Genomic DNA, 24,066 nt, shown 5'->3' with positions numbered 1-24,066 from the left:
CGGCATGCGGCCCCGTGATTGCTACTTGATCGCGGCTTCGATGCGGGTTTTGGCCTCCGGCGACACCCATGCGCCCCAGATATCGCCCTTGGTCTTCAGGAAGCGCGTCGCTGCGGCTACCGCATCGGCCTTTTCGTCAACCATGTAAGCGAGGCTGGAATTGACCTCCTCGAGCGGGAAGGTCGCCTTGCCGAGGATTTCGATAATATCCGGCGCAGCCTTGGCGAAGTCGCTGTTGACGCCGTAAGCAACCTCAACCGCCGGGAAAGCGCATCCCGCCTCCCGCTTGCCATCGGCGCTTGTCAGGTCCTTCCAGCAGGCTTCGGTGTAGGCCGGCTCGGAAAGCTGCACGAGCTTGTATTTGCCCATGATTGCGGTCGGGCTCCAGTAATAGAACAGCAGCGGTTCGCCCTGAAGATAGGCGGCGCTGATCCCCGCATCCAGCGCCGTGCCCGTGCCGGGGCGGAAGTTCACGTAGGTCGTGTCGAGCTTGTAGGCCTGAAGCTTGGCGGTATTGACACCCTCACAGGTCCAGCCCGATGGGCAATTGAGAAAACGCCCCTTGGACGGCTCTTCGGGATCCTGAAAGAGGGCGGCGATCTTCGGATCGGAAAGCTGCTCGACACTTTTCAGGTCGGGGGCCTTTGCCTCTATGCCCTTTGTGGCGTCGCCCTTGATCAGATATTCAGGAACAAACCAGCCTTCGGAGGCGCCCACGAAGGTCTTGCCGACCGAGGTAACCTGTCCTGCGGCAGCGGCCTTGTTCCAGACGTCGGACCGGCCGATCCATTCCTCGGCAAAAATCTGAACGTCGTTATTGGCCGTGGCCTGTTCCAGGGTCACCGAATTGCCGGGAATGGAATCAACCTTGCAATCATATCCCTTCGACAGAATGGCCTTCATGACTTCGGTGACGAAGGCGCCGCTTTCCCAGTCGATGCCGGCGAAAGTAACAGTCTTCCCCTCGCCGCAATAGCTGGCTGCATGGGCCGACCCCAAGGGCAGCGCCGCAAACAGGGCAGTGGCGGCAAGCGCGAATTTAAATTTTGCATTCAACATCTTATTCCCCTTTTTGATTGATGGTTGGCATGTTGTCGGCACAAATTCATGCGGTGCCGGCGCAGGATCTCCCTGAAAATATGATGAACGAATATCGACCTTTCGTCGGGTCAGCAGGACCGTTCGCAGCAGGCGCTAACAAGACACCTATTCCCTGCCGGCAACGAAAGTAACTTCCCTTAAGTTCACTATACAACTTTGATGAAACAGCTTGGGTGATAGAGAATGGCAGCAAGCCGGAACGGCAATGGAAGAGCGACTGGAGAGCCGGCACCGTCCGAACCCTGAACGCGGCCAATCCAGCCGTCTCGCGCCGAAACCTATGCGGTCGTCTGCAAACCATCGGAACCATAAACGGTTCATAACCACGCATTCACAGCCCTTTCTCCCGATATCGGCGAGCCAGCCTGCACTCTCCTTTCGGAGCCGGTCGGCACGCGGACATCCTCACCTCAACCACTCACGAGAAAAATGCGCCTGCAAAAGATCGATTTTTCAACTCCCCATCGATGCTTCACAAGTTGTATATGTAACTTTGCATGGTTTTAGGAGACAAGCAAGTGCAAAGATGATATTTTGCATGCGTCCGTAATGCTGGTTATATTTTAGGCAATCTGCCGATTTTTAGGGAGTTTAAATGCCGTTCGTGATCGAAAGCGACCTTGCTACATCCAGCGAGTATCCTTCTTTACCACTCTATGAGCGTGTGAAAACGCAAATCAAGGCGAAGATCGCGAGCGGCGAATGGCCCCTCCACCACCGGGTCCCTTCCGAAAACGAGATGGTGGAGATGCTGGGCGTCAGCCGGATGACGGCAAACCGCGCCCTGCGGGAACTTGCGACCGAAGGTGTCATCGTACGTGTTCAGGGACGCGGTTCATTTGTCGCATCGAAAAAAAGAAGCGCCGCCATGATGGGTGTGCGAAACATCGCCGACGAGATCAAGGAACGAGGCTCTTCCCACCAGGCGAGCCTGATCCTGGCGCAGACCGAGGTATGCGGTCCCGATCTTGCCTCGGCGCTGGAGATCGACGTTGGCGCCAAGATTTTCCATTCGATCATCGTTCATCACGAAGACGACGTACCGATCCAGCTGGAAGACCGTTTCGTGAATGCAGCGGTTGCCCCGGACTATTTACAGCAGGATTTCAGCTCCATGACCCCGAATGCCTATCTGACGGCATTGGCGCCAATTTCCCGAACCGAACAGTTCATCGAAGCCGCAGCGCCCCAGCCATGGGAATGCAAATTGCTGGCGATCGGCCGGCACGAGCCCTGCCTGCAGGTTCGGCGGCGGACCTGGTCTTCCAGCCGCGCGGTAACATCGGTACGGTTATTATATCCCGGAAGCCGCTATCGACTCGAAAGTCAGGAATAAGGGCTGTCAATGTGGCCATTGGCCAAAGGGTCACAATCTGGCGTCTTCATCCAAGTGTGCACCATCACATCGACCTCGCTGCGAGGAAATTGGCAAGCTACTGATTAGCTAAGTTTTTTCGGGAATTTATCTATTTTCTCATCCGCGAATACCACAGAATTTGCGGTTGTACTTTATGCTGTATTTCATCCTGCAGTTTTCTAGGTCCCGTCGTTAAGGATTTGTTAACCAAATCGAGACGAGTATTAGATTATTCTAATTACCCGCTATTGGGGTGATCCTGCGTTATGACCGAGGAAATCAGCAGCGCAGCCGCTTGGGGAGAGAGCATGAAGTTCGCAACATCAGGCTACCTATTATCACTTGCGGCGTGCGCCCTTGCGCCGTCATCAGGCATGGCGCAGGTCGCCACCTCAAACTTCACGGTACAGATCACCATTCAGGCAGCATGCCAGATAAACTCGGCCGGCAATCTGGATTTCGGCACCAATGGTGTCATCAGCAGCAATATTGACGCGACCAGTCAGGTCGTCGTTCAATGCACCTCCAGCACACCCTTCAGTCTTGGCCTGAGCGCCGGCGCCGGTTCGGGCGCCACTGTCGCCAGCCGTCTGATGACCTCCCCGGCGGGTGCCACCATTGCATACTCGCTCTATACGACTGCGGCACATACCACGGTGTGGGGCAATACCGTGGGGACGGATCGCCAGACAGGAACGGGAACCGGAGCGCCGCAAACATTCACGGTCTATGGGCGCGTACCTGCCCAGACGACACCTGCGGTCGGCGTCTATACCGATACGGTGACGGCCACGCTCAATTACTGATCGCCATAGGGAGGATCGCGCATGCGTCTTTTTACCTTAGCGGCTGCGTTTATTGCCGGTTTGAATGTCTCACCTTCACACGCCGCATCTTTGCGGGTTTCACCAGTCATTCTGGATTTAAGAGCGCCCGCAGCGGCGTCCAGCCTGCGCATATGGAATGATGCGAAAACGCCCATCAACGTTCAGGTCAGGATATTCCGCTGGACCCAGCAAAACGGCTCAGACGTCTACACCGCGGCAGGGGACGTCGTCGCCAGCCCGCCAATGACGCAGCTGAAACCGGGCGCCGAGAACCTTATTCGCATCGTCCGGCTTTCCAAAACCCCCATCAGGGCGGAAGAGAGCTATCGCGTCATCGTGGATGAATTGCCCGCTGCGGGGAGACCCCAGTCCGGCACCGTCAATCTGGTCGTTCGCCACTCCATACCGGTTTTCTTTTCGCCCGCTTCCACAGGCGATGCCGAGCCGGTCTGGTCGATAACGCCACAGGGCAAAGGTTACAGGGTGTCCGTTTCCAATAATGGTCAGAAACGGATACGGATCGCCAACCTGAAAGTTCTGGGCAGCAACGGGCAAGCGGTTGCCCAGCAGCAGGGCCTGGTGGGCTACGTGCTCGGCAAATCCGGCGCAAGCTTTCTTGTTCCGGCAACCGGCGGCAAAAAAGCTGGTGGCGCACTGAAGATTTCGGCTGAGAGCGAAGGCGGCCCCGTCAATGCGACGGCGCGCGTCAACGGCGGCTGACCTTGCCGTTTTGACGATTGCAGGTTTGACGATCTTTTCATCGAGCAGTTTATCCGTGGCGCAGGATTTGCCCCCTGCGACGCCGCCCGCTTCTTTTGCCGCAAAAGAAGCCGGGCAATTGCAGCTCGAAGTCTACATCAATGATGTTTCAACGGAACTGATCGCCACATTTCGTCAAAACGACGCCGGGTCGCTTCTTATCGAACCGGAGCAGCTGAACAACATCGGGATTTCTCCGGTTGAAAGCGCTGCAGGCGATGATGGCTGGATCGATGTCTCCAGGCTGCCGGATGTAGTGACGCGTTATGATGAAAGCACGCAGTCGGTCCATTTTACCCTGCCCACGGCGGCACGGGCGAGCAAGGTCATCGACGCATCCGGCAGGAGCGCTGAGGAGGAAGACGAGGATGTGCAGGAAAAGGCCACAAGCGATTTTGGAGGTCTGGTGAACTACACGATCTACGGCTCGTCCGGCGGCAACAAATGGTCGGACCTGACCGACTTCAACGGTGTCTCCGCCCTTTTGGAAAGCCGGGTGTTCGGCCCGCTGGGCGTGCTGTCTTCGTCTCAGGTCTTGAGCACATCCCGCCTGTCGCAATTCGACACCCAGCGCCTCGACACCACCTGGAGCTACTCCGATGAGGACAGCCTGACGACATACCGGGCCGGAGACCTGATCACCGGCGGGCTGAGCTGGACACGTCCGACGCGGTTGGGCGGTTTGCAGATCCGCCGAAACTTTGATCTGCGGCCGGATATCGTCACCATGCCGATGCCTGAATTTGCGGGCTCCGCAGCGGTGCCTTCCACCGTCGATGTCTATGTCAACAATATCCGCCGCCTGTCGCAGGAGGTTCCCGAGGGAACATTCTCCATCACTAATCTTCCGGTCATCAGCGGTGCGGGCAATGCAAGACTGGTGGTGCGGGATGCGCTGGGGCGCGAAACCGTGTCCGAAACGCCTTTTTATACCTCGCCGGATCTGCTCGCGCAGGGTCTCATCGATTTTTCCGCCGAGCTTGGCTTTGCCCGGCGCAATTACGGCACCTCGTCTTTCGATTATGATGACAGGCCCCTCGGTTCTGCGACGGTGCGTTATGGATTATCGGACGGGTTGACGCTGGAGGGCCACGCCGAAGGCGGTGAGGATTTCTACAATATCGGCTTCGGCGGCGTCTTCACGCTTGGAGCCCATGGGCTGGCGGCGGTTTCGGGCGCATCGAGCCGTTTCGGCGCGGAAAACGGTTATCAGCTTTCCGCGAATGTCGAAGCCGAATTGCTTGGAGTACGGTTAAACGCCCGCTCACAACGCACATTCGGCGACTATAACGATATGGCATCCGTTTCCGCCGATACATCGAAAGTCCGCACGATAGCCGGCCTGCTCAGTGCGCGGCCGCCGCGTGCGCTCGACCAGATTTCCGTTTCCACGCAACTTGGTTTCGATGAGACGAGCCTTAACTTCTCCTACACACAGCTGGAAACTTTCGATGAGAGAAAATCCCGGCTGCTTGGCCTTTCCGCCACACGGCCCTTCGGCGAAAACGGCAATATCTTCATCACCGCTTATAAGGACCTCGAGGACAGCCAGTCCTACGGCATCTATGCCGGCCTCTCCTGGTCCTTCGGCGGCGGCGTCTCCGGTTCGGCCGGCATGTCGTCCGATGCGGACGGATATTCCCTGACGGCCGAAGTCGGAAAATCCGAGGAACAGGCGGAGGGAAGTTATGGCTGGCGTCTGCGCGGTTCGATGGGGGGCAACGATATCGCCTCCGCCTCCGGCAGTTATCGCGGCAGCGTCGCACGCGTGTCGGCCGGTGTCGATCAATTCAACCGCACGACACAGGCCTATGCCCAGATCGACGGATCGATAGCGCTGGCCGGCGGCGATGTCTTTATTGGAAACCGGATCGATGACGCCTTCGCCGTCGTGGATGCCGGCGCGCCCGGCGTCGATATTCTGCTGGAAAACCGCCCCATCGGCCAGACGAACCGACGCGGAAAAATACTGCTTCCGAACCTGCGGTCCTATGACGTCAACAACATCACGCTGGACCCCAGCAATCTTCCCGTCGATGCCCGCATCGACACGACAAAACAAACGGTCACACCGACAGAGCGCGCGGGAGCAGTCGTCAACTTCGAGGTGGAAACCGGGGGGCAGGTGGCGCTGGTGACGCTGAAGGACGAAAGCGGCCAGTTTATCGAAACCGGATCGACCGGCAAGATCGACGGTGAGCGTGACTTCATCGTCGGTTATGACGGGCAGGCCTATCTCGATAATATCGGCGAAACACATCGGCTTTCCATCACGCAACCCACGAAGGGAGAGTGCGAAGCGCAGATTACCGTTTCCCCTGCCGCCAAGACACGCGCCACCCTTGAAGCCATATGCAGGAGCGTTCAATGAAGGTTCTGACCCGCGCTGCCCTCGCCATCGCCGCTTTCCTGTTCGGGACACCGGTTCTGGCGCAAAGCTGCAGCTTCAGCATGTCGGACATGAGTTTCGGCTTCGTCAACCTTACAAGCGGCAGCGCCGTGGATACCACCGCAACATTGTCGGTCACCTGCTCCAACCCTTTGTCGCTGGCGCTTTCCATCCGCATCTGCCCCAACATCAACGCCGGCAGCGGCGGGCAATCGGGCGGTATCCGACGGATGCTGCAAGGCAGTAACATCCTCAATTATCAGCTGTACCAGAATTCCGGACGCACAACGCCCTGGGGATCGGTCACCCAGCCCGCGCTCGGATCACCTCCGCCTATCGATATGGCGCTGCCCCTCCTCCTCAACAGCACGAGCCGTACCGTTTACGGCAGGATTACCGCCGGTCAGGCCGCCGCAGCCCGTGGCCCCTACCTCTCCAGCTTTGCCGGCGCCGAGACCAACTTTACCTATACGTCATTTCTTTTATTGGCACCGAACTGCTCCGACATAACCCAAAACCCGACACAGGTGCCATTCAACGTTACGGCTGCGGTATCACCGACCTGCATTGTCTCGGCGCAAAACATCAATTTCGGCAGTCATGGCGTTCTCAACACCGCAGTCGATGCGACGGGTGCCATCGCTCTTACCTGCACCAGCAACCTGAATTACAGCGTCGCCCTCAACGGCGGCCTGAGCAACAGCCCACCGGCTTCGCGCCAGATGGTGCTGGCCGGCGGATCGATAACCTACGGGCTCTATCGCGACGTCAACCGCACGAATGTCTGGGGAAGTACGGCTGGCCAAATCACCACCGGCACCGGAACCGGCAGCCTGCAGACACTGCCCGTCTATGGTCGCGTCCCGGCGCAGAATACACCGGCGCCGGGAGTTTACAGCGATACCGTCGTTGTGACGGTGAGTTACTGAGTGATGTACCGCGCCGATTACCCATGCAACGCCGCGGTAAGCCAGGACGCCGCGCGGTCGATCGTCATTGTCCTTCGCGATTTGAACGGCAGGACAACGTTGTAGTGGGTGCCGGAAGGCATTCGGGTGTCATCAAAGGGTGCCCTGATCGCCAAAAACTGGACCGTTTTTGATTGGAGTTTTTCGCGCCAGAATCCCGGCGCGGATCAGCGAGGCGACCTATTTCAATTGGCGTAAGAAATATGCAGGCCTTCTGCCTGACGATATGCGTCGCCTGAAGGCTTTGGAAGAGGAGAACAGCCGCCTGAAGCGGATTGCCGCCGACCTGACGCTGGACCGGGAAATGTTGCAAGACGTTATCCGCGCAAAGCTCTGAGGTCTGCACGCAAGCGTAAGCTGATCGGCGGGATGCAGGTTGATTGGGGGATTTCGATTGACGGGCTTGCAAAGTCCTGAGGTTCGACACCTCGAACTACCACGAAGTTGAACGGCAGGGGGTCGTCAATTCCGGTGTCGGGAGCGCGTTGAGGCAACCGTGTTAGGGCCTTCAGACAGGTGAGTGGGTCGACGCCACAGGCGCGACGAGTAAGCATCAGGCTGCAGATCACCGCGCTGGCCTTGGCGCCCTCGACGCTGTCGCTGAACAGCCACGATTTTATTCCGGTCGCAAAAACTCTGATATCGCGTTCAAGAATGTCGTTGTCGATCGGCATTCTGCCGTCACTGGTATAGCGCGTCAGAGACGCCCACTGGTTTAGAGCGTGGGACACGGCGTCATCCAGCTTGGTGTCCGGGAAGACCTTTGGCGCAATGTTGTCGAGCCACACCTTTAGGGCGTTCAGGAGGGGCAAGCTGTGCTGTCGGCGGAAACGGCGTATACAGTCGACCTTCGTCTCCCCGGCATATGGGATGTTGTCTCCTGCCTGCTTTTCGATCCGGTAGAGTTGCTCGAAGAACCGGAGTGCCTGTTCCGGCGGTACGCCGGCCCGCTCGAAGGTCTGGGCAACGCGGTAGAGCGGTGCGCCATCGACGTATTTGTGAACAAGCGTGAAGGCCAGCGTTGAAGCCGTAGCAATGCTGCCAGGCAGGGGTCGTGTCGGCATCGGAGCGATCACGACAGGCGTGTTGATCCCCCGTGCGGTCGCAATGGCGGCAAGCGTACTTGAGCCGAACATTCTGCAGAGCCTTGTTGCCCCATCCCAGATGGGGCTCGACCCAGTGAGCGCGTCGAAAAATTAAAATATTAAACTATCGCCATTGCGTATTTCTCAGATTATTTGTAGTAATAATTAGAGGTATATTGTTTATTTAGAATATTATTTGAAAAATTGAAAAAATACTTAGCCGTGATGAAATTCGAGAATTACGCGGCATTGTCGTGTGGAGGCACGTCCAAACAAGGAAGAGCCGGAATTAGGCCTCCGCGGAAGATACTACAAAAGACCCGGAAGGAAATTTGTGTGACGACATTGGCCCACGATACTGGTTCGCAACGTTCCGAAAGCGAAAATGTCGCAACTGGTTTGCGCGTTCGGCTGCTTGAAGAGCGCGATACGACCCAGGTGCGCGAAATCATGAAGCAGCATCACGCTTCGACAGTTTTTCGCGATCAGGCATTTTCGGACTGGAAGCTCAACGAGCATTTCAATCTGATCCTGTCACGCCCTCCGCGCATGGTTTGCCCTGTGGCGCTTTGGAATGGCCGGCCGGTTGGCGTGGCATGGGCAATTGCCGATTCCTATATGCTGAGCGATGGGCCTTTGTTTGTAACCGTACAGGTCATTGCTGTGGATTTGACGTTGCCTGCAATCCGTCGTGCGAAAGTGTTTCTGGCACTGGTGGCGGCCATCAAAAAATGGGCCGCGTCTCTCCATGCAAGCCACTCATTCATTCACGTGACAACCGGCTCGCGTATTGAGGCAACAGATCGGTTGATGAAAGCTGCGGGGGCTATGTTAGTGGGTGGGGCATATGTTACATAAAATTTCGAGTTTATTTTAATAAATATCATTATTATCAAAAAACACGGAATCCGCATGAAAAGGATAGCCATATTATTCGGATACACTATATATATATTATTTATTTCCTTTTTTGTACTCATTGTTGCGGGATTGTTGTGGTACGGGTTCACAGACTTAAGGGGATCTCAAACATATTTCGAGGGAAACCCTGCTGAGTACCATCTTTGGGCCAATCGCCATGTAAGGACAGCTACACCGGATATGATAATCCAAGATTATTATAATAATGGGTTTAAAACTGTATGTGTATTTCCGAATGATGAAAGCGATCCAAAGCAAAGTGCAGCTTTCGAAGGAATCTCAATAAAAAAAATAGTTGGCGGTGAGGATGTTGATGTTTTCCCGCTTGGTTATCTTTTTCGTGTTTACTGGGTCAATAAATCTGGTGAAGCAATCGTGTGGAACTTTGATGAGCGTCGATTTGCTATCTCGTTTGGACCGGAACCACGGAATCACGACAAATTTGGTTGCAGGTTTGATTTGGTTGCTCGTGTTTCTTTTACAATTAAGGACGGAATTGTGGCGGCGTACATAAGTGATAACCATTTGGGGATAAGTGATGGATTGGTGGAGTGACGTTAAAGAATGGTCTTATAGCAACTTTACCCCTGCAGGTTGGGAAGATTGGGCCAAGTCTCAAAACGCTCACTATCAAGACGCAGCGGTAAGTTTGAATTCTAAAAACAATTTAGGATTTACCACGGAGAATATGGACTCATTGAAGCACACTATCGCCGCAGCTTATGGGGCCAACGCTGAAGGTAGATTTACTACAAGTCTTAGAGGATATGGCAATGAGATTGTTGCCGGAGCGAAAGGGAGAGACGGGTGGAATGAACACATCAAAGATATGTATAATAATGAGGTGGGGATGGCCGCGGCTTCGTGGCTGAAAGGCAGTCTAAATCGACCGGCCACCAACGCAGACATTGATGTTGTAGTAAGTCGACTAGCCAGAGCCGGCGAAATCGAGCGATCTGCTACCAAGTCAGAAGGTAGTTGGGGAAACGCGTTGAAGGCGGTCGTCTACCTTGGCGTTCCATTGAATTATGCCGCCCATCGCAATGTGTATGCTGCCTTAGACAAAATGAAACCAGACATCCTCAATGAGTTGAAAATGTCAGCTCAGTGCTTCCCTGCTGATGTTCTCATCACATCCGGCTCCGGCAAATCTGTATTCATATCCGACCTTCGTATCGGCGACGTCGTTTTAGCTTTCGATCCATCAACTGCCCTTGGGCGCGGCGCCTTCGTGCCGCGTCGGGTTACGCATCTGTTCCGCAATGTGACGACGTCTTGGCTGAAACTGACGTGGCAGGAAGCCGGCGAACCGCATGAACTCATCTGCACCCCCGGCCACCATTTTCTCGATCAATTTGGCAATTTCCCACCAATCGAAGAATTGATAGCGGCAGGCCGGGCGACCCTCGTTCTAGCATCGGGCGAGCTTGTCGAGGTTTCCGCCGAGCGCATTGTTTATTCGGTCGAGACGGCTGATCTGTTCGAGAAGGCCAAAGTCCAGGGCGCGGTGGCGGGCGCCACCGCCTTTCAGCCCGTTGTTGTAGAGGGCTGGCAGACTTATAATTTCGAAGTTGAGGACCTTCACACCTACGTTGCTGGTGGTGTGCGAGTTCACAACATTTCCGCCGATTGGGCGCACGATGAGGATCGAGCTCTTGCAAAAACCCTACAGGCTCTCGTTGTCAGTAAGGTACCTATCGAATATGCGGTTAGCCTCGGGCAAGGCGTCAGGGGTGTTGATGAAGATCGACGGACGGGGCAGCTTGTTGGCTTTACAACGGCCGGTCGCGCCATTCCATTAGATCGTACGGTTTATACTACTTTGCTTGCCGAGCGTGGCGGCGAGACCGCTTCTACCATAGACCGAGCTGAAATCGCAGCGCGCGGAGCAATAGAAAGAGGCGCTAGCAGATCTGATGCTCGAGCGGCGGCCTATGGCGAGGCGCAAAGGTGGGGTCTCGATACATACGAAGGCTTTGACCAAGTAATAGACCGTGCGATGAGACAACAAGCTGCTTCTCGAGGGACGAAAACCGGCGCGCAACCGTCCGGTTCCTCCGGCAAGGGCGGCGGCGGTGACGGCCAGTCGGAAAATTCCAGATCCTCAAGTAGATCGGAATCGTCCTCCGGCAGTTCCGGCAAGCCAATTCTTCTCGATCTAAACGGCGACGGTCTTTCCATTGACAGGCTGCGTGAATCCTCACAATTCATCGATTTTGACGGCGACGGTTATCTGCGACGCACGGCTTGGGCACAAAATGGTGACGGCGTACTCATTCTGGATGCAAACGGCGATGGCGTGATCACAAGGTCCAGCGAATTTGTATTTACGGATTGGGACCCGTCAGCTTCCGGCGATCTGGAAGCCGTCAAGAATGTTTTCGATACGAACCGGAATGGCAAGCTCGATGCTGGGGATACGCGTTGGAATGCGTTCAAGGTGTCGATCAATGGTCAGCTCAAATCATTGAAGGAACTGGGCATCGCGTCCATCGATCTGACGCCCAAAGGTAGCGGGCAGAGTTTTTCCGACGGCTCGGCGATTGTTGGTACGACCACTTTCACGCGGTCTGATGGCAGCACGGGTATGGTGGGTGACGCAATCCTTGCAAACGATCAAAACGACTACAAAATTTCTCGCTCAACCACGAAGAATGCCGATGGCACATCCAGCGAACTGATCGTCGGTTACGCCAAAGACGGCAATGTCGCGTTCCGCAATCTGGTTGGCAAAAGCGCAAACGGTTCGACCGTCACGACGAAATTCGATGATGATGGTGACGGTATTTTTGAGCGCAGCCAGAGCAAGTTTGTTTCGATCGAAATATCCGGAAATCGTATCGAGACCGTCAAGAATTTCAACCCCGACGGCTCTTTGACCAATAGCGATAAAACCGACAGAAGCCCTAATGGGCGAAAAATCACGACAACACTCGACAAGAATGGAGACGGCGCGGCGGACGAACGGCAGCTGCTGGAAAGTTTTGCAGATGGTTCTTCCCGGACAATCACTCAGCAACTGCATCTGGACGGCGCGGCATCGAAAACCGTTATCATAAATGTCTCCGCCGATGGTTTGAGCAAAACAACGTCCACCGATCTGACGGGCGACGGCGTTGCGGACCGTTATGTTTCGGACATCAAGACGTCAGGAAAAACGGCGCAGGAACGGGTGGTTACCGAGCTCGCGGGCAACGGCGCCCTCCTCTCCAAAGAAACCACCACGACCACGACTATCGCAGCCGCTGTAACAACTCTGACCGACAACGATTTCAATGGCGACGGCAAGCGCGATCGCTATGTTCAGGAACGGACATCCACTGATAACGTCGGCGACGTCATCACGAAACGCACGAGCTACAGCAGTAACAACGCCGTTCTGAAAGAGGAAGTTTTCCGAGTAACGGCTGACGGGCGTTCAAACTTCAGTTCTACAGATATCGACGGCGACGGCAAAGTCGATACCTATACCTCTGATATCATCGCTTTGGATGCTGCAGGCGCCTGGGTGCGGACCAAGAGAGCGAGAAGCGCCGCCGGACCGCTTCTTTCCCAGTGGACTTTCAAAATGCAGCCTGATCGCAAAAGCTACATAGAAACATTCGATATAAATGGCGACGATTTGTTCGATAAAAGTCTGGTTATGACGACCGGATCCGACGGGGCCACCACCACGACGGAAACACGCTTCAATACCGACCGCTCGGTCGTTTCCCGTTCGTCGATTGTTACGTCATCGAATGGTAATTCTACAACAGTCACGAATGACGCCAATGGCGATGGCGTCATTGATAGTAAGATTGTCACCACGAAAATCACGGCACCTGACAAGAGTTCCACCGTGACGACACAGACCCTGACGGGGAATGGCAAGCTTGTCTCGCAAACGATATCGAAGACAAGCCCTGATGCGACGAGCCGGAACTTTTCCGAAGATCTCGATGGCGATGGAGTTGCCGATCGCCAGACAGTCGATAGCGTCGTGCTCAATAGCGACGGCAGTCGTCAGAGAACGGTCACGATCAAAAGCCGCGATTCGACGCTTCTCGAGCGCACGACGACCGATATTTCCGCCGACCGTCGAACAACTGTCGTCACAGTCGATTCCAATGGCGATGGGATTGTCGATCAAACCACAAAAGAAAGCACGCTTGCCGACGGCCAAACCGTGATTGAGGAAAAACTCTTCACGCGAAGTGGTCAAGCCTATAAATCTTCCACGAAAACTGTGAGTGGCAACGGTTTAAAAACCACCGTCGGCACTGACACCAATGGCAACGGCGTGATTGAGTTTACAACCGTTACCGGGACCGTCATGAATGACGACGGAAGCCGAACCGAGACAACCAAAAATGTCAACGCCAATCAGAGAACCTTCTCCAGCTCCACGAAGATAGCGAGCGGCAACGGGCTTGCCACCACCGTCGAACAGGACCTGAACGGGAGTGGCAAGGCGGGAGATGGTCGCGTCGTACAATCCACCACTTACAATGCAAATGGGTCGATAACGAAATCTGAGTCCAGCTATAGCGGCAAAACTCTGATCAGCAGGCAGGAGACCGTGACAAGCGGTAACGGCCTGGGCACCGTGGTTTCGCGCGATGTCGACGGCGACGGTGATCTGGATCGGGTTCTTACCACGCTCCGGGTCATCAATGCGGATGGCTCAACCTCGGATCAGGAACTTGTCAAATCAGGCAATGGAAAACTGCTGTCAAAAACGATGACGACTGTCAGCACGGATCAGAAAAGCAAACAAACGGACTCTGACACGAATGGTGACGGCATCGTCGATCGTCGCATGACAACGTCCATCCGTGCGGATGGCGTCGAAAGCCAGACGACCGAAACGCTGTTTCGTCCCGGAACAGTTTCCAGCCGCCATGTAACGGAGGTGTCGGCCAACGGCTTTTCCGCATCCTGGCGCACCGATCTTGACGGTGATGGGACCTTCGAGGTGACCGGCACTGATATCAGTGCGATTTCAGTAGATGGTGGCCGAACAAGAACAGTTTCCCGGACGCGTAGCTACGATGGTCAGTCCCTTAAAGAAACGACTTTCACAAGTGCGGACGGTTTGACAAAGCGTGTCTCGTGGTCTGAGGGCTCTTCCGTCAAAAAGACCCAGCTGGACGTGAAAGTGCTGGAAGGCGACGGCGACACGACGCAAACGACCACGATAACAAAATCCGACGGTACCCTTGCGAGCCGTGAGGTCCGGAAGGAATCGAAACATGGTCTTGTTTCGACGCTTTCGCGCGACACCGATGGTGACGGCAAAATCGATCAAGAAATTACAAAATCGGTGCAAATCGATGGCAGCATAGAGCAAAAATACAAAGACTTTGCCGTAGACGGCAGGATAGCTGCCACAAAGACGGTAAACAGCCGCCTGGATGGCGTTGCGCGTGAGATCGTTGAATACGATTTCAACGGCGATGGTGTTCTGGACAAAAAAATCCAATCCGAAACCATCATCGGAAACGAGGGTGAAAAAGGCGTATGGTCGTTTGACTGGGTCATGACTAAAAGTGGCTGGAAACTCACCAATAGGTGGTTTTCCAATGAAAACGCGGACGGTCTCCACACTCTGAAAGACTTCGATATCGGCGGGGATCTTTCCAAGGACTACTATACGGTCGACTGGACACGGTTCGAAGAAAACGGCGAAAGGTTCCGAACTCTGGATGCTCGCCGCAATGATGTATTGGAGAGCAGGCGCGTTATCGCAACCAGCGCGAACGAGTTGACGACCATCACACTGAAGGACATGACTGGAGCCGGAAAGTTTGTGCGGACATCCACCGATGTTACCGTCCATACTCCTGACGGAATGCTACAACGAACGGTTCTCAACGTCAGACCTGACGGAACCGAATTGTCGCACTTAACGACGACCACGACGGCGGACGGTCAAACAACAGAAACAATTGAACGACGGGCCGGCCTGGCCCCGCGCAAGACCCGCTCATCTACCACTCTCCTGGCTGACGGCTCCACTACCGATGAAATTGCGCAATTTAGTATCGATAACCAACTGCTTAGTAAAACCTCAATTATAACACGCCCCGATAAACGAAGAAAAGTAACGTCTATCGACGCCGATGGCGACGGCATCATCGACCAGAAGCGAGGAGAAACACTGGAATGGTGGGGAGAAAAAATATCGGACACGACGAATTTTGGAGCGAAGGGCGCCGTTCTTCAGCGTATCGTTTCGGTGACGGCGGCGGACGGTCTTTCCTCGTTCATGACATGGGACTTGAATGGTGACGGGATCCTCGACCAGAAAAGAGTCGAAACAATCAGGCTGAACGCCGACGGCAGCCGTTTCATCACTCAGACCGACACCGATCTCATCAAGAAGAAAACCAAATCCGTTTCCACCGACGCTATGAGAGCAGATGGAAGACTTCGTACGATCTCCAAGGATCTCAACGGCGACGGTGTTTTTGACCAGATCGAGACCATAGAGACGACAATAACGGGCCAGACAAAATCAAAAATCGCTAACAATGTCACAGCCCGCGACATCAAATACCTGACGCCCGGTGGAGTAATCTGGAAAAATGCGATTGCGCATTTCGTGGAAAGCGAAAACTCTCTCGATGGTGATGTGCGGACCTCACGTTATGACTATGATGGGGACGGCAAGTTCGAGACTGAGGTGATCTCCCGCTCCAATATTGATGGCTCCGTTAGCGCCGACGCTGTGGAAACAACCGCCAGCGGTTCCGTTGTGGCGAAGGGATCGATATTCACTGCGGCGGACGGTCGGACGACCATTCTTACCAAGGATATGGATAGTGATGGCGATATCGACGAGCGGCAGACCTCCATCACCAGAGAAGATGACTCGATTCTTCTCAGAAAAGAGACGTTGCGACAGGATGGAACCGTGTCCGCTTCGGTTCTAGACCAAGTGGACTTAGTTGGAACGCTGACCTCGCGCACAACTTTCGACGATCTCGGGCGCAAAGCTCACCAAGTGACGACAGAATTTGATGGCAGTTCTCGAATAACGGCCTTCGATGCTGCCACGGGCGGCGTAACGAGCGTCAGCAAGGTGTCCTCGGCGAATGTTTTAATATCCGCGACCTTGTACGATTACGCGAACAACAAGGAATGGATCCGGATCGAGCAGACATTTGATGTCGAGGGCCGCAAGACTAAAGAAAAGCAGTTTCTCGATAATGGGACTTCGGTTACGATCTCCTTTGTCTCTGAATTTGACGGTGCCGGGCGAAAAACCATCGAGAAGCAATTCCTCGATAATGGGACTTCGATCACGATTTCCTTTGTCCCTGAAACCAGCGCGCAGATGAAGTCCGAGCATTTCGATGCGGCTGGTGTGAAAACAGGGTCGATCGAATACGACGTCCTCAACACTCAGCCTTGGCGCGAAATGCAACTTTCCTACAATGCGAGCGGCAATGTATTGACCCAAACTGAATTTAAGGACGATGGGGTCAGGATCGAATACACCTACGATGCAGCAAGCACTCAAAGTTGGTCGAGGCGCAGTAACCAATTTGATAGTTCCGGTCGTCATTCGTCTTTCTATCAACTCAACGATGACGGTACTGCGAATGCAATGACACTGGATGCGACCAACGTGCAACCGTGGTCGAAAGTTGAGCAGCTGTTTGATTCCGTCGGACGAATGACCGTTAATGTCGAATATATGGATAACGGATATCGAACCGACTATACATATGATCCTGCCGACAGTCAGCCTTGGCAACGTTACACTAGTCAATTCGACAGCAATGGGCGACATTTTTATTCCCATCAACTGAATGATGATGGCACCGCAAACGTACTTCATCTGGATGTGACGAATGTGCAACCTTGGTCAAAAGCGGATCAACTATTCGATGCGGCCGGGCGAATGACCATTAATATCGAATATTTGGATAACGGACATCGAGTTGAATACGTATATGATTCTGCTAACAGCCAAGCTTGGAACCTATTCTTTAATATGTATGATGGATCAGGAAACAACTACTATACTCAAAGACAATACGATGATGGAACGGTTATATTCATAGAGATAGATGTCTACGATACCAAAAATTATTTTCGACGATACGAGAGAGATCAAGATAGCTCTGGACGGATTAACTATATTGATGTTGTATACGATGACGGCACAAGAAAGGTCACTTTATTTGGCGATATGTGGGGTCGGTGGGAAGAAAAAAAAGTACTGATATTTGACAGAGAGGGAAGTATTACTTGGGAATATGACCAATATAATCAGCCCGAACCCTACCAAGGTTTTCACGAAAGTGACCAAGACATGAGCCCGGTCGTTATTGATCTAAACAATGACAGCCATATCGATTTGAGGCCGATTAGTCTGAGTAGCGACGGCCCTGCGACTGGTCCGACCCATTTTGACTGGGACGGAGACGGTCTAAGCGACGCTACTGCCTGGGCTGGTCCTCAAGATGGCTTCCTTGCGATTGACTTGGCGGTAGACGGCTCCTCCGGTCCCGACGGTCAAATCAACCAAGCAAAAGAACTCGCATTCACCCTATGGCCGACAGAAGAGCAAGGCGCGACCCACTCTGACCTGCAGGCACTTCGACTTGTCTTCGATACCGATAGCGACGGTTTGCTGAGTGTCGAGGATGCCCGCTGGAGTGAATTCCGGATCTGGCAGGATATTAACCAGAACGGGGTCAGCGAGGCTGGGGAGCTTTCGGCGCTCGATCAGCTTGGTATCAAATATATCAACCTGATACCGACGCCCGAGGGCGCCAGGAATTTTGCCGATGGTTCGGCCATAACCGGGACGAGCTTGCTCGAAAAACTTGATGGTAAAACGCAGCTCGTAGGAGACGTCAGGTTGGCCTATCGGCCTTCCCCGGCCTTTGCCTGATCATTTGCTTGTTGATTTTCATAGCGGCATTTCCGGCCGGTAGTTTGTTCCGGGAATGCCGCACCTCTTTGTTTCACCGCGTTTAACGCGACATAGTTTTCTGGAATTGCTCCAGGCACGCCTCTGCGCGACCGAGAAAATTTATCCATATTTGAATTGACAAATGGACACAGGCATACCGAATTCATCTTCTTCGGCAATGGACACCGATGCGGGACTAGCGTCGCTTGCGGCGGTCGCGGCGTTTTTTAGAGTCTCCTGTAATCCTGCGGATTTGGCGCGGGAACTGGCTCTGACGGCGCCGGCCGCGCGCGACGATATTTTAAGGGCGGCAAAGCGTGTCGGCCTCAAGGCGAAGCCTGTCAATGAGAAGCGCTTTTCCGCCGGCAGGGTTCTTCCGACGCCCTGTATCGCCGTCCTCTCTGACGGCAGCTTTGCGGTCTTTGCAGGAAAGACGGATGAGAATAGCTATCGGCTGGTCGATCCGCTGAGCTTTACGAGCCGGTCCATAGGCGTCGATGAATTGCTGTCTCTCACCTCAGGAGACTTCATTCTGCTGCAAAGGGGCTTCTCGGATGCGTCAGCATTCCAGCGGCGTTTCGGGTTCGTCTGGTTCCTTCCGTCCCTGTGGCGTTACCGCAGCGCGCTGGTCCACGTCTTTATCGCGTCGCTTTTCCTGCAGTTCTTCGCGCTCATCACCCCTTTGTTTTTTCAGGTTGTGGTCGACAAGGTACTGGCCCACCGAAGCTATTCGACGTTGACGGTATTGGTCGTCGGACTTGCCGCAATCGGCCTCTTTGAGGTCATTCTTCAATATTTGCGAACCTACGCGCTGACCCACACGACCAACCGGATCGATGTCGAGTTAGGGCGCCGGCTGGTCCGGCATCTCCTGAATTTGCCGCTGAACTATTTTGAAACGAGGGCCGCCGGCCAGACCATCGCGCGTGTTCGCGAGCTTGAAACGATCCGTGACTTTTTGACCGGACAAGCACTTTTTTCGGTTCTGGACCTTATTTTTACGGTGGTGTTCATCGCGGTGCTATTTGCCTATTCCAGCGTGCTGGCCTGGATCGTGGTCGCCTCCATCCCGTTTTTCGTCTTTATCGGATTTGTCATCCGGCCTTCCCTGAAACATCGCATCGATGAAAAATTCGATCGCGGCGCGCTCAGCCAGCAATTGCTCGTCGAATCCGTTATTGGCATGCAGACTCTGAAAGCCGCCGCGGTCGAGCCGGTGGTCGCGGCGCAGTTGGAAGAGCGTCTGGCGGCCTATGTGCAATCATCTTTCGCGGCCACCATGCTGGCCGCAAAGGGCCAGACGACCATCCAATATGTCAACAAGATCACCTCCGCCGCCCTGCTTCTGTTTGGCGCGCAGGCCGTCATTGACAATGAGCTGACGGTGGGCGGGCTGGTGGCGTTCAACATGATCGCCGGTCAGGTGTTCCAGCCCGTTTTGCGCCTATCGCAGCTTTGGCAGGATTTTCAGCAGGTGCAGGTTTCCGTCGAACGCCTGTCGGATATTCTGAATGCGCCGGAGGAACCGAAACCGGCGGTTCCTGTCAGCCTTCCTGCACCCAAGGGCTCCATCACATTCAAGACCGTGAACTTCCGATATGCGAGCGATGGTCCCGATATCCTTAAGAATATTTCCCTTTCTGTCCGCCCGGGCGATGTTATTGGCATTGTCGGTCCGTCCGGGTCTGGAAAGTCGACCCTGACAAAACTTTTGCAGCGTTTTTACCTGCCTTCAAGCGGCCAGATCATGGTCGATGGACAGGACATCGCCCACGTCAACCCCGCATGGCTGCGTTCGAATATCGGTGTCGTGCTGCAGGAAAATATGCTTTTCAATCGCACGATCCACGAAAATATCAGCCTTACCAATCCCGCTATGTCGCGTGCGGCCGTCATCAATCTCGCCCGCCTGTCGGGTGCCGATGAGTTTGTCGCCAAGCTCCCGAAGGGTTATGACACAGTCATCGAGGAACGCGGCGCGAACCTCTCCGGCGGCCAGCGGCAAAGGCTGGCGATCGCCCGGGCGCTGTCCAGCAATCCGCCGATCCTAATCCTGGACGAGGCGACCAGCGCTCTCGACTATGAAAGCGAGCGGCTGGTCCTCGCCAATATGCGTCATATTGTTCAGGGCCGAACGGTGTTGATCATCGCCCATCGGCTTGCGACCATCCGCACGTGTAACCGCATCATTGGCATGGCCGACGGACGGATTGTCGAAGAAGGCAGCCACGATGATTTGCTTGCCCGGGATGGCGGACTGTACAGGCACCTTTGGGAACTGCAGACTGGATCAGGCCGATGAGGAGTCGCAGGCTACGCCCTCAAAAGGCGTTAAACACAAAAGTCAGCGCTGATTATAGCGACTTTCTCCCCGCCGCCCTCGAAATCGTCGAGAAGCCCGCCTCGCCCCTTCGGTATGTTCTCATCTGGTTCATCTGCATCCTCTTTGTTGCGGCGTTCGTCTGGAGCTATTTCGGCAGGATCGACATCGTCGCAACCGCGCAAGGAAAAGTGCAGCCATCCGGCAGGGTAAAGATTGTACAGTCGACACTGGCGGGGCGTGTCATTTCCGCGCCATTCGCAAATGGCGCGGAAGTCATGGCAGGTGACTTGCTGGTCAAACTCGACGATGTGGAGGTAAAAGCGGAGGAAACCCGTTTGGTCACCACGCTTCAGGCACTGATGGCCGAACAGGTGCGCCGCACATCGGAACTAACCGCCCTGAAGACGTATACCGCGAATGGCACGCCCGAGATTGTCACCGATATGGCATTGCAATTCGCCGAGGATACACCATTGGAGGTTCGCCATCGTGAGGGGGCGATTTTGACGGCGAACCTGCAGCAATTGAAAGAAACGTTGCGCAATCTCGTCGCGCAGATGCGATTGCAGTCGGCGACGATAGAGCGCCTGCAAGCCATGGTGCGAACCCAGGAAAATTTGATTGCAACGTTGAACGAGCGGGTGGCGATGCGATCCGGTCTGGTAGAACGATCGGCGGGACGAAAATCCGACGTGCTGGATGCAACACAGGCTTTACGAGAAGAAGAAGCGACTTTATCCGCTCACAATGGACAATTGCTGGAAGCACAGGCAAGCCTTGTCGTTGCGGAAACTGAGAAGAAAAAAACGCTTTCAACATTCATCGCCGAGAATGTTCAGAAGATTGGCGATCTCGCCCGGCAGGCGGACGAAACGCGACAGGAATTGGTGAAGGCGCAAAAGCGGCAAAGCGCTACCGCCATTCACGCCCCTTTAGATGGTATAATACAAGCCTCTGCAATCACGACCACCGGTCAGGTGATTTCCGCCGAAACGGAAATCATGCGCATCGTCCCTAGGAATTTACCGCTTGAGATCGAGGTGTTTCTCGCAAACCAGGATGTGGGCTTCGTGCAACCCGACCAATCCACTGTCATCAAAGTGGAGACATTTCCTTTCACCCGTTATGGAGTGCTCACAGGGCGGGTGAAATCGGTCGCGCAGGACGCGATACCAAACCCCGATGCGCAGGCCATGGAAGAACAGGCCGCTCCGCAATTCAGAAGCGTCGTTCCCTTTGGAAATGTCCAGAGGCTTCAAAATCTCGTTTATCCGGCGACGATCGTGCCCGACACCGCCGGGATAGAGGTGGGTGGCGTAAGCCGCCAGCTTGTTCCCGGCATGGCCGTTTCCGTCGAAATCAAAACCGGAAGCCGGCGGATTATCGATTATTTCTGGTCACCGGTAGTGCAGATCGCTTCAGAGGCGTTGCGGGAAAGATGACATCAAGGCGTGGATATATCTTTCGTAAGGAAATTTTATTTGTACTTAGTGACCTGCCACTGCGATTTTTTTTCCAAAATGGATTAGGATCCGGTCCATTGCGGACCACTTGTGAAGAAGCAGTAATTTACGGAAGAGCAAATCATTGCGGTGTTGAAAGAGTAGGAGGCCAGAGCGAAAGCGGCTGATCTTTGCCGCAAACACGGGATTTCCGAGGTGACATTTTGCAACCAAAAGGCGAAATCTGGCGGCATGGAGGTGTCTAAGGCCAAGCGCCTGAAGGCGTTTGAGGACGAAAACATCAGGCTGAAGAAACTGCTCGCCGAGCAGATGCTGGATACCGCCGCATTCCGCGAGCTTCTTTCAAAAAAATGGTCGGGCCTGCCGCCCAGCGTGACGCTGTCGAGCACCTGAAGGCCATCATAGGCCTTTCGGAACGGCGGCCTGCCAGATCATATCCGCAGACCGAAAAACGATCCGCTATCGATCCTCTCGATCGCCAGAGGTCGAGTTGCGAGCGAAGCTGCGCGATCTGGCCAATGAGCGCCGCCGGTTTGGCTATCGTCGATTATTCATCTTGCTTTGGCGAGATGGGGATCGTCCAGTGTCGATCTCGAAGAAGGTCATCGCGTACGCAAGCGGAAAGCCAAGCGGCGTGCTGTTTGCATGCGTGCTCCGATCCTCGTCGAAGCAAAGGCTTAATGTACGCTGGTCGCTGGATTTCGTCCACTATCAATTCGCCTGCGGCAGACGCTTCCACATCCTCAATGTGGTAGATGATGTCACGCGCGAATGGTTGGCGGCACTCCCAGACACATCGATATCAGGTGACCTTACCCCCAAGTTTTATCCAGCTTTGAGTTCGCTCCGGCGGTTTTTGGTTGCTGTATTTGGGTCGGTAGCGGGCGGGTTGCGGTGCGGAGCCGTTTCGGTTGCGCAGCACGGCATCACGTCGCGGTTTGAGTGTCTGAGCGAATTTGGCCGGTGTCAGCCAGCCAATGCCTGAATGCGGGCGTAGATCGTTGTAATCGCTACGCCAGTTCGAAAGCGCAGACCGGGTGTGAGCAAGCGACGAGAACAGAGTTTCATTCAGGAACTCTTCTCGCAGCCGCCCGTTGAAGCTTTCGATAAAAGCGTTCTGGATAGGCTTGCCCGGCGCAATGTAATGCCAGTCAACCTTGGTTTGGTCCGCCCATTGCAGGATCGCGCTGCTGGTGAACTCGCTACCATTGTCACTAACGATCATCCTCGGCTTGCCGCGCTCCTGTATAATCCGGTCAAGCTTTCGTGCGACGCGAAGACCGGAAAGCGATGTATCGGCGACGAGTGCCAGGCACTCTCTGGTGCAATCATCGACGACGGTCAGAATTCGCAACCTGCGCCCATCGGTGAACTGATCCGACACGAAGTCCAGCGACCAACGATCATTGGCCGCCGTCGGCACCAGCATCGGCGCTCGCGTGCCTATTGCTCGTTTGCGACCGCAACGCTTGCGCACCGTCAGTTTCTCCTCCCGATAGAGCCGGAAGAGCCTCTTGTGGTTCACGAGGTGACCCTCCCGCCGGAGCAGAACATGAATGCGTCGATATCCGAAGCGGCGACGTTCATGCGCCAACGCCTTCATTCGCTCGCGAAGCTCATGATCATCTTCGCGCCCGGTATCGTAACGGATCGTCATTCGGCAAGAACCAATGGCTTTACACGCCCGCCGTTCGCTCATCTCATGATGGCATCGCTGACGCCGTGCTTGCGGCAAAGCTCCGAGACAAAAGTGCCTACCTCATGCTCCTTTAGAATGCCGATGATCTGTTCGTCCGTGAAACGGTTGCGCTTCATCCTCTGGTCCTCTCAATGGGCCAGAGCTTACTTCAAAACGGATTATTTCAACGGGGTAAGGTCAGCAGCTTTGGGCTCTCGCCGAATATTGTATCGTAGTAATTGGTTGCGGGGGCCTGAGTACGCCGAGACTTGTTAATTCAGAGA

Annotated in this window: 11 protein-coding genes and 4 pseudogenes; 12 read left to right on the top strand and 3 right to left on the bottom strand. The window is 54.6% G+C overall.

Features of this window, described 5'->3' with window-relative positions:
- Positions 1–21: 21 nt before the first annotated feature.
- The gene (locus DXT96_RS16980) at positions 22–1,059 is read right to left on the bottom strand and encodes an ABC transporter substrate-binding protein (RefSeq protein WP_149901307.1); all 1,038 of its coding nucleotides are present in this window, start codon (positions 1,057–1,059) and stop codon (positions 22–24) included.
- 637 nt (positions 1,060–1,696) lie between these two features.
- Between DXT96_RS16980 and hutC the strand changes: the two genes are divergently transcribed.
- The 6 genes and pseudogenes from hutC to DXT96_RS16950 form a co-directional block, all read left to right on the top strand.
- Positions 1,697–2,437 carry a histidine utilization repressor gene (gene hutC, locus DXT96_RS16975; protein ID WP_149901308.1) on the top strand — a complete coding sequence of 247 codons (741 nt, stop codon included), beginning with the start codon at positions 1,697–1,699 and terminating at the stop codon, positions 2,435–2,437.
- A 329-nt stretch (positions 2,438–2,766) separates the two neighbouring features.
- Positions 2,767–3,264 (top strand): spore coat U domain-containing protein, encoded by a 498-nt coding sequence (locus DXT96_RS16970; RefSeq protein ID WP_153515797.1) that lies wholly within the window; start codon positions 2,767–2,769, stop codon positions 3,262–3,264.
- Between the two features lie 21 nt (positions 3,265–3,285).
- Positions 3,286–4,005 carry a molecular chaperone gene (locus tag DXT96_RS16965; protein WP_153515657.1) on the top strand — a complete coding sequence of 240 codons (720 nt, stop codon included), beginning with the start codon at positions 3,286–3,288 and terminating at the stop codon, positions 4,003–4,005.
- Positions 3,977–6,415 (top strand): fimbria/pilus outer membrane usher protein, encoded by a 2,439-nt coding sequence (locus tag DXT96_RS16960; RefSeq protein WP_153515656.1) that lies wholly within the window; start codon positions 3,977–3,979, stop codon positions 6,413–6,415. Before DXT96_RS16965 ends, DXT96_RS16960 begins: the two co-directional genes overlap by 29 nt.
- Positions 6,412–7,362 carry a spore coat U domain-containing protein gene (locus DXT96_RS16955; RefSeq protein WP_153515655.1) on the top strand — a complete coding sequence of 317 codons (951 nt, stop codon included), beginning with the start codon at positions 6,412–6,414 and terminating at the stop codon, positions 7,360–7,362. The genes DXT96_RS16960 and DXT96_RS16955 overlap by 4 nt, the downstream gene beginning before the upstream one ends.
- A gap of 199 nt (positions 7,363–7,561) precedes the next feature.
- Positions 7,562–7,836: pseudogene (locus DXT96_RS16950) on the top strand (transposase); the annotation flags it as partial.
- Between the two features lie 5 nt (positions 7,837–7,841).
- Here DXT96_RS16950 and DXT96_RS16945 read toward each other — a convergent pair.
- Positions 7,842–8,568 (bottom strand): annotated as a pseudogene (locus tag DXT96_RS16945) (transposase); the annotation flags it as partial.
- Between the two features lie 254 nt (positions 8,569–8,822).
- Between DXT96_RS16945 and DXT96_RS16940 the strand changes: the two are divergent.
- The 6 genes and pseudogenes from DXT96_RS16940 to DXT96_RS16915 all read left to right on the top strand — a co-directional run.
- Positions 8,823–9,344, top strand: a complete 522-nt coding sequence (locus DXT96_RS16940) for a hypothetical protein (protein ID WP_174374732.1) — start codon at positions 8,823–8,825, stop codon at positions 9,342–9,344.
- A gap of 54 nt (positions 9,345–9,398) precedes the next feature.
- Positions 9,399–9,962, top strand: coding sequence for a hypothetical protein (locus DXT96_RS16935; protein WP_153515654.1), 564 nt, complete (start codon positions 9,399–9,401; stop codon positions 9,960–9,962).
- Positions 9,946–18,297: a hypothetical protein gene (locus tag DXT96_RS16930; protein ID WP_153515653.1), complete on the top strand. Its 8,352-nt coding sequence runs from the start codon at positions 9,946–9,948 to the stop codon at positions 18,295–18,297. The genes DXT96_RS16935 and DXT96_RS16930 overlap by 17 nt, the downstream gene beginning before the upstream one ends.
- Positions 18,298–18,460: 163 nt before the next feature.
- Complete coding sequence (locus DXT96_RS16925) at positions 18,461–20,620, top strand: type I secretion system permease/ATPase (RefSeq protein ID WP_153515652.1); 2,160 nt, start codon at positions 18,461–18,463, stop codon at positions 20,618–20,620.
- Positions 20,617–22,083, top strand: coding sequence for an HlyD family type I secretion periplasmic adaptor subunit (locus DXT96_RS16920; protein WP_194287663.1), 1,467 nt, complete (start codon positions 20,617–20,619; stop codon positions 22,081–22,083). The genes DXT96_RS16925 and DXT96_RS16920 overlap by 4 nt, the downstream gene beginning before the upstream one ends.
- A 141-nt stretch (positions 22,084–22,224) precedes the next feature.
- A pseudogene (locus DXT96_RS16915) lies at positions 22,225–22,912 on the top strand (transposase); the annotation flags it as partial.
- Positions 22,913–22,929: 17 nt separating this feature from the next.
- Here the strand turns inward: DXT96_RS16915 and DXT96_RS16910 are convergent.
- Positions 22,930–23,919, bottom strand: a pseudogene (locus DXT96_RS16910) (IS3 family transposase).
- Positions 23,920–24,066 lie beyond the last annotated feature (147 nt).

The organism is Agrobacterium sp. ICMP 6402, assembly GCF_009498615.1.
Classification (GTDB): Bacteria; Pseudomonadota; Alphaproteobacteria; order Rhizobiales; family Rhizobiaceae; genus Agrobacterium; species Agrobacterium burrii.
The sequence above is the reverse complement of the archived record's forward strand: the minus strand, read 5'-3'. Positions and strand labels throughout refer to the sequence as shown.

What these genes read in the sequence shown, in the direction of transcription:
- DXT96_RS16980 (WP_149901307.1), bottom strand. Translation starts at nt 1,059, where the DNA reads ATGTTGAATGCAAAATTTAAATTCGCGCTTGCCGCCACTGCCCTGTTT.
- hutC (WP_149901308.1), top strand. Translation starts at nt 1,697, where the DNA reads ATGCCGTTCGTGATCGAAAGCGACCTTGCTACATCCAGCGAGTATCCT.
- DXT96_RS16970 (WP_153515797.1), top strand. Translation starts at nt 2,767, where the DNA reads ATGAAGTTCGCAACATCAGGCTACCTATTATCACTTGCGGCGTGCGCC.
- DXT96_RS16965 (WP_153515657.1), top strand. Translation starts at nt 3,286, where the DNA reads ATGCGTCTTTTTACCTTAGCGGCTGCGTTTATTGCCGGTTTGAATGTC.
- DXT96_RS16960 (WP_153515656.1), top strand. Translation starts at nt 3,977, where the DNA reads ATGCGACGGCGCGCGTCAACGGCGGCTGACCTTGCCGTTTTGACGATT.
- DXT96_RS16955 (WP_153515655.1), top strand. Translation starts at nt 6,412, where the DNA reads ATGAAGGTTCTGACCCGCGCTGCCCTCGCCATCGCCGCTTTCCTGTTC.
- DXT96_RS16935 (WP_153515654.1), top strand. Translation starts at nt 9,399, where the DNA reads ATGAAAAGGATAGCCATATTATTCGGATACACTATATATATATTATTT.
- DXT96_RS16930 (WP_153515653.1), top strand. Translation starts at nt 9,946, where the DNA reads ATGGATTGGTGGAGTGACGTTAAAGAATGGTCTTATAGCAACTTTACC.
- DXT96_RS16925 (WP_153515652.1), top strand. Translation starts at nt 18,461, where the DNA reads ATGGACACAGGCATACCGAATTCATCTTCTTCGGCAATGGACACCGAT.
- DXT96_RS16920 (WP_194287663.1), top strand. Translation starts at nt 20,617, where the DNA reads ATGAGGAGTCGCAGGCTACGCCCTCAAAAGGCGTTAAACACAAAAGTC.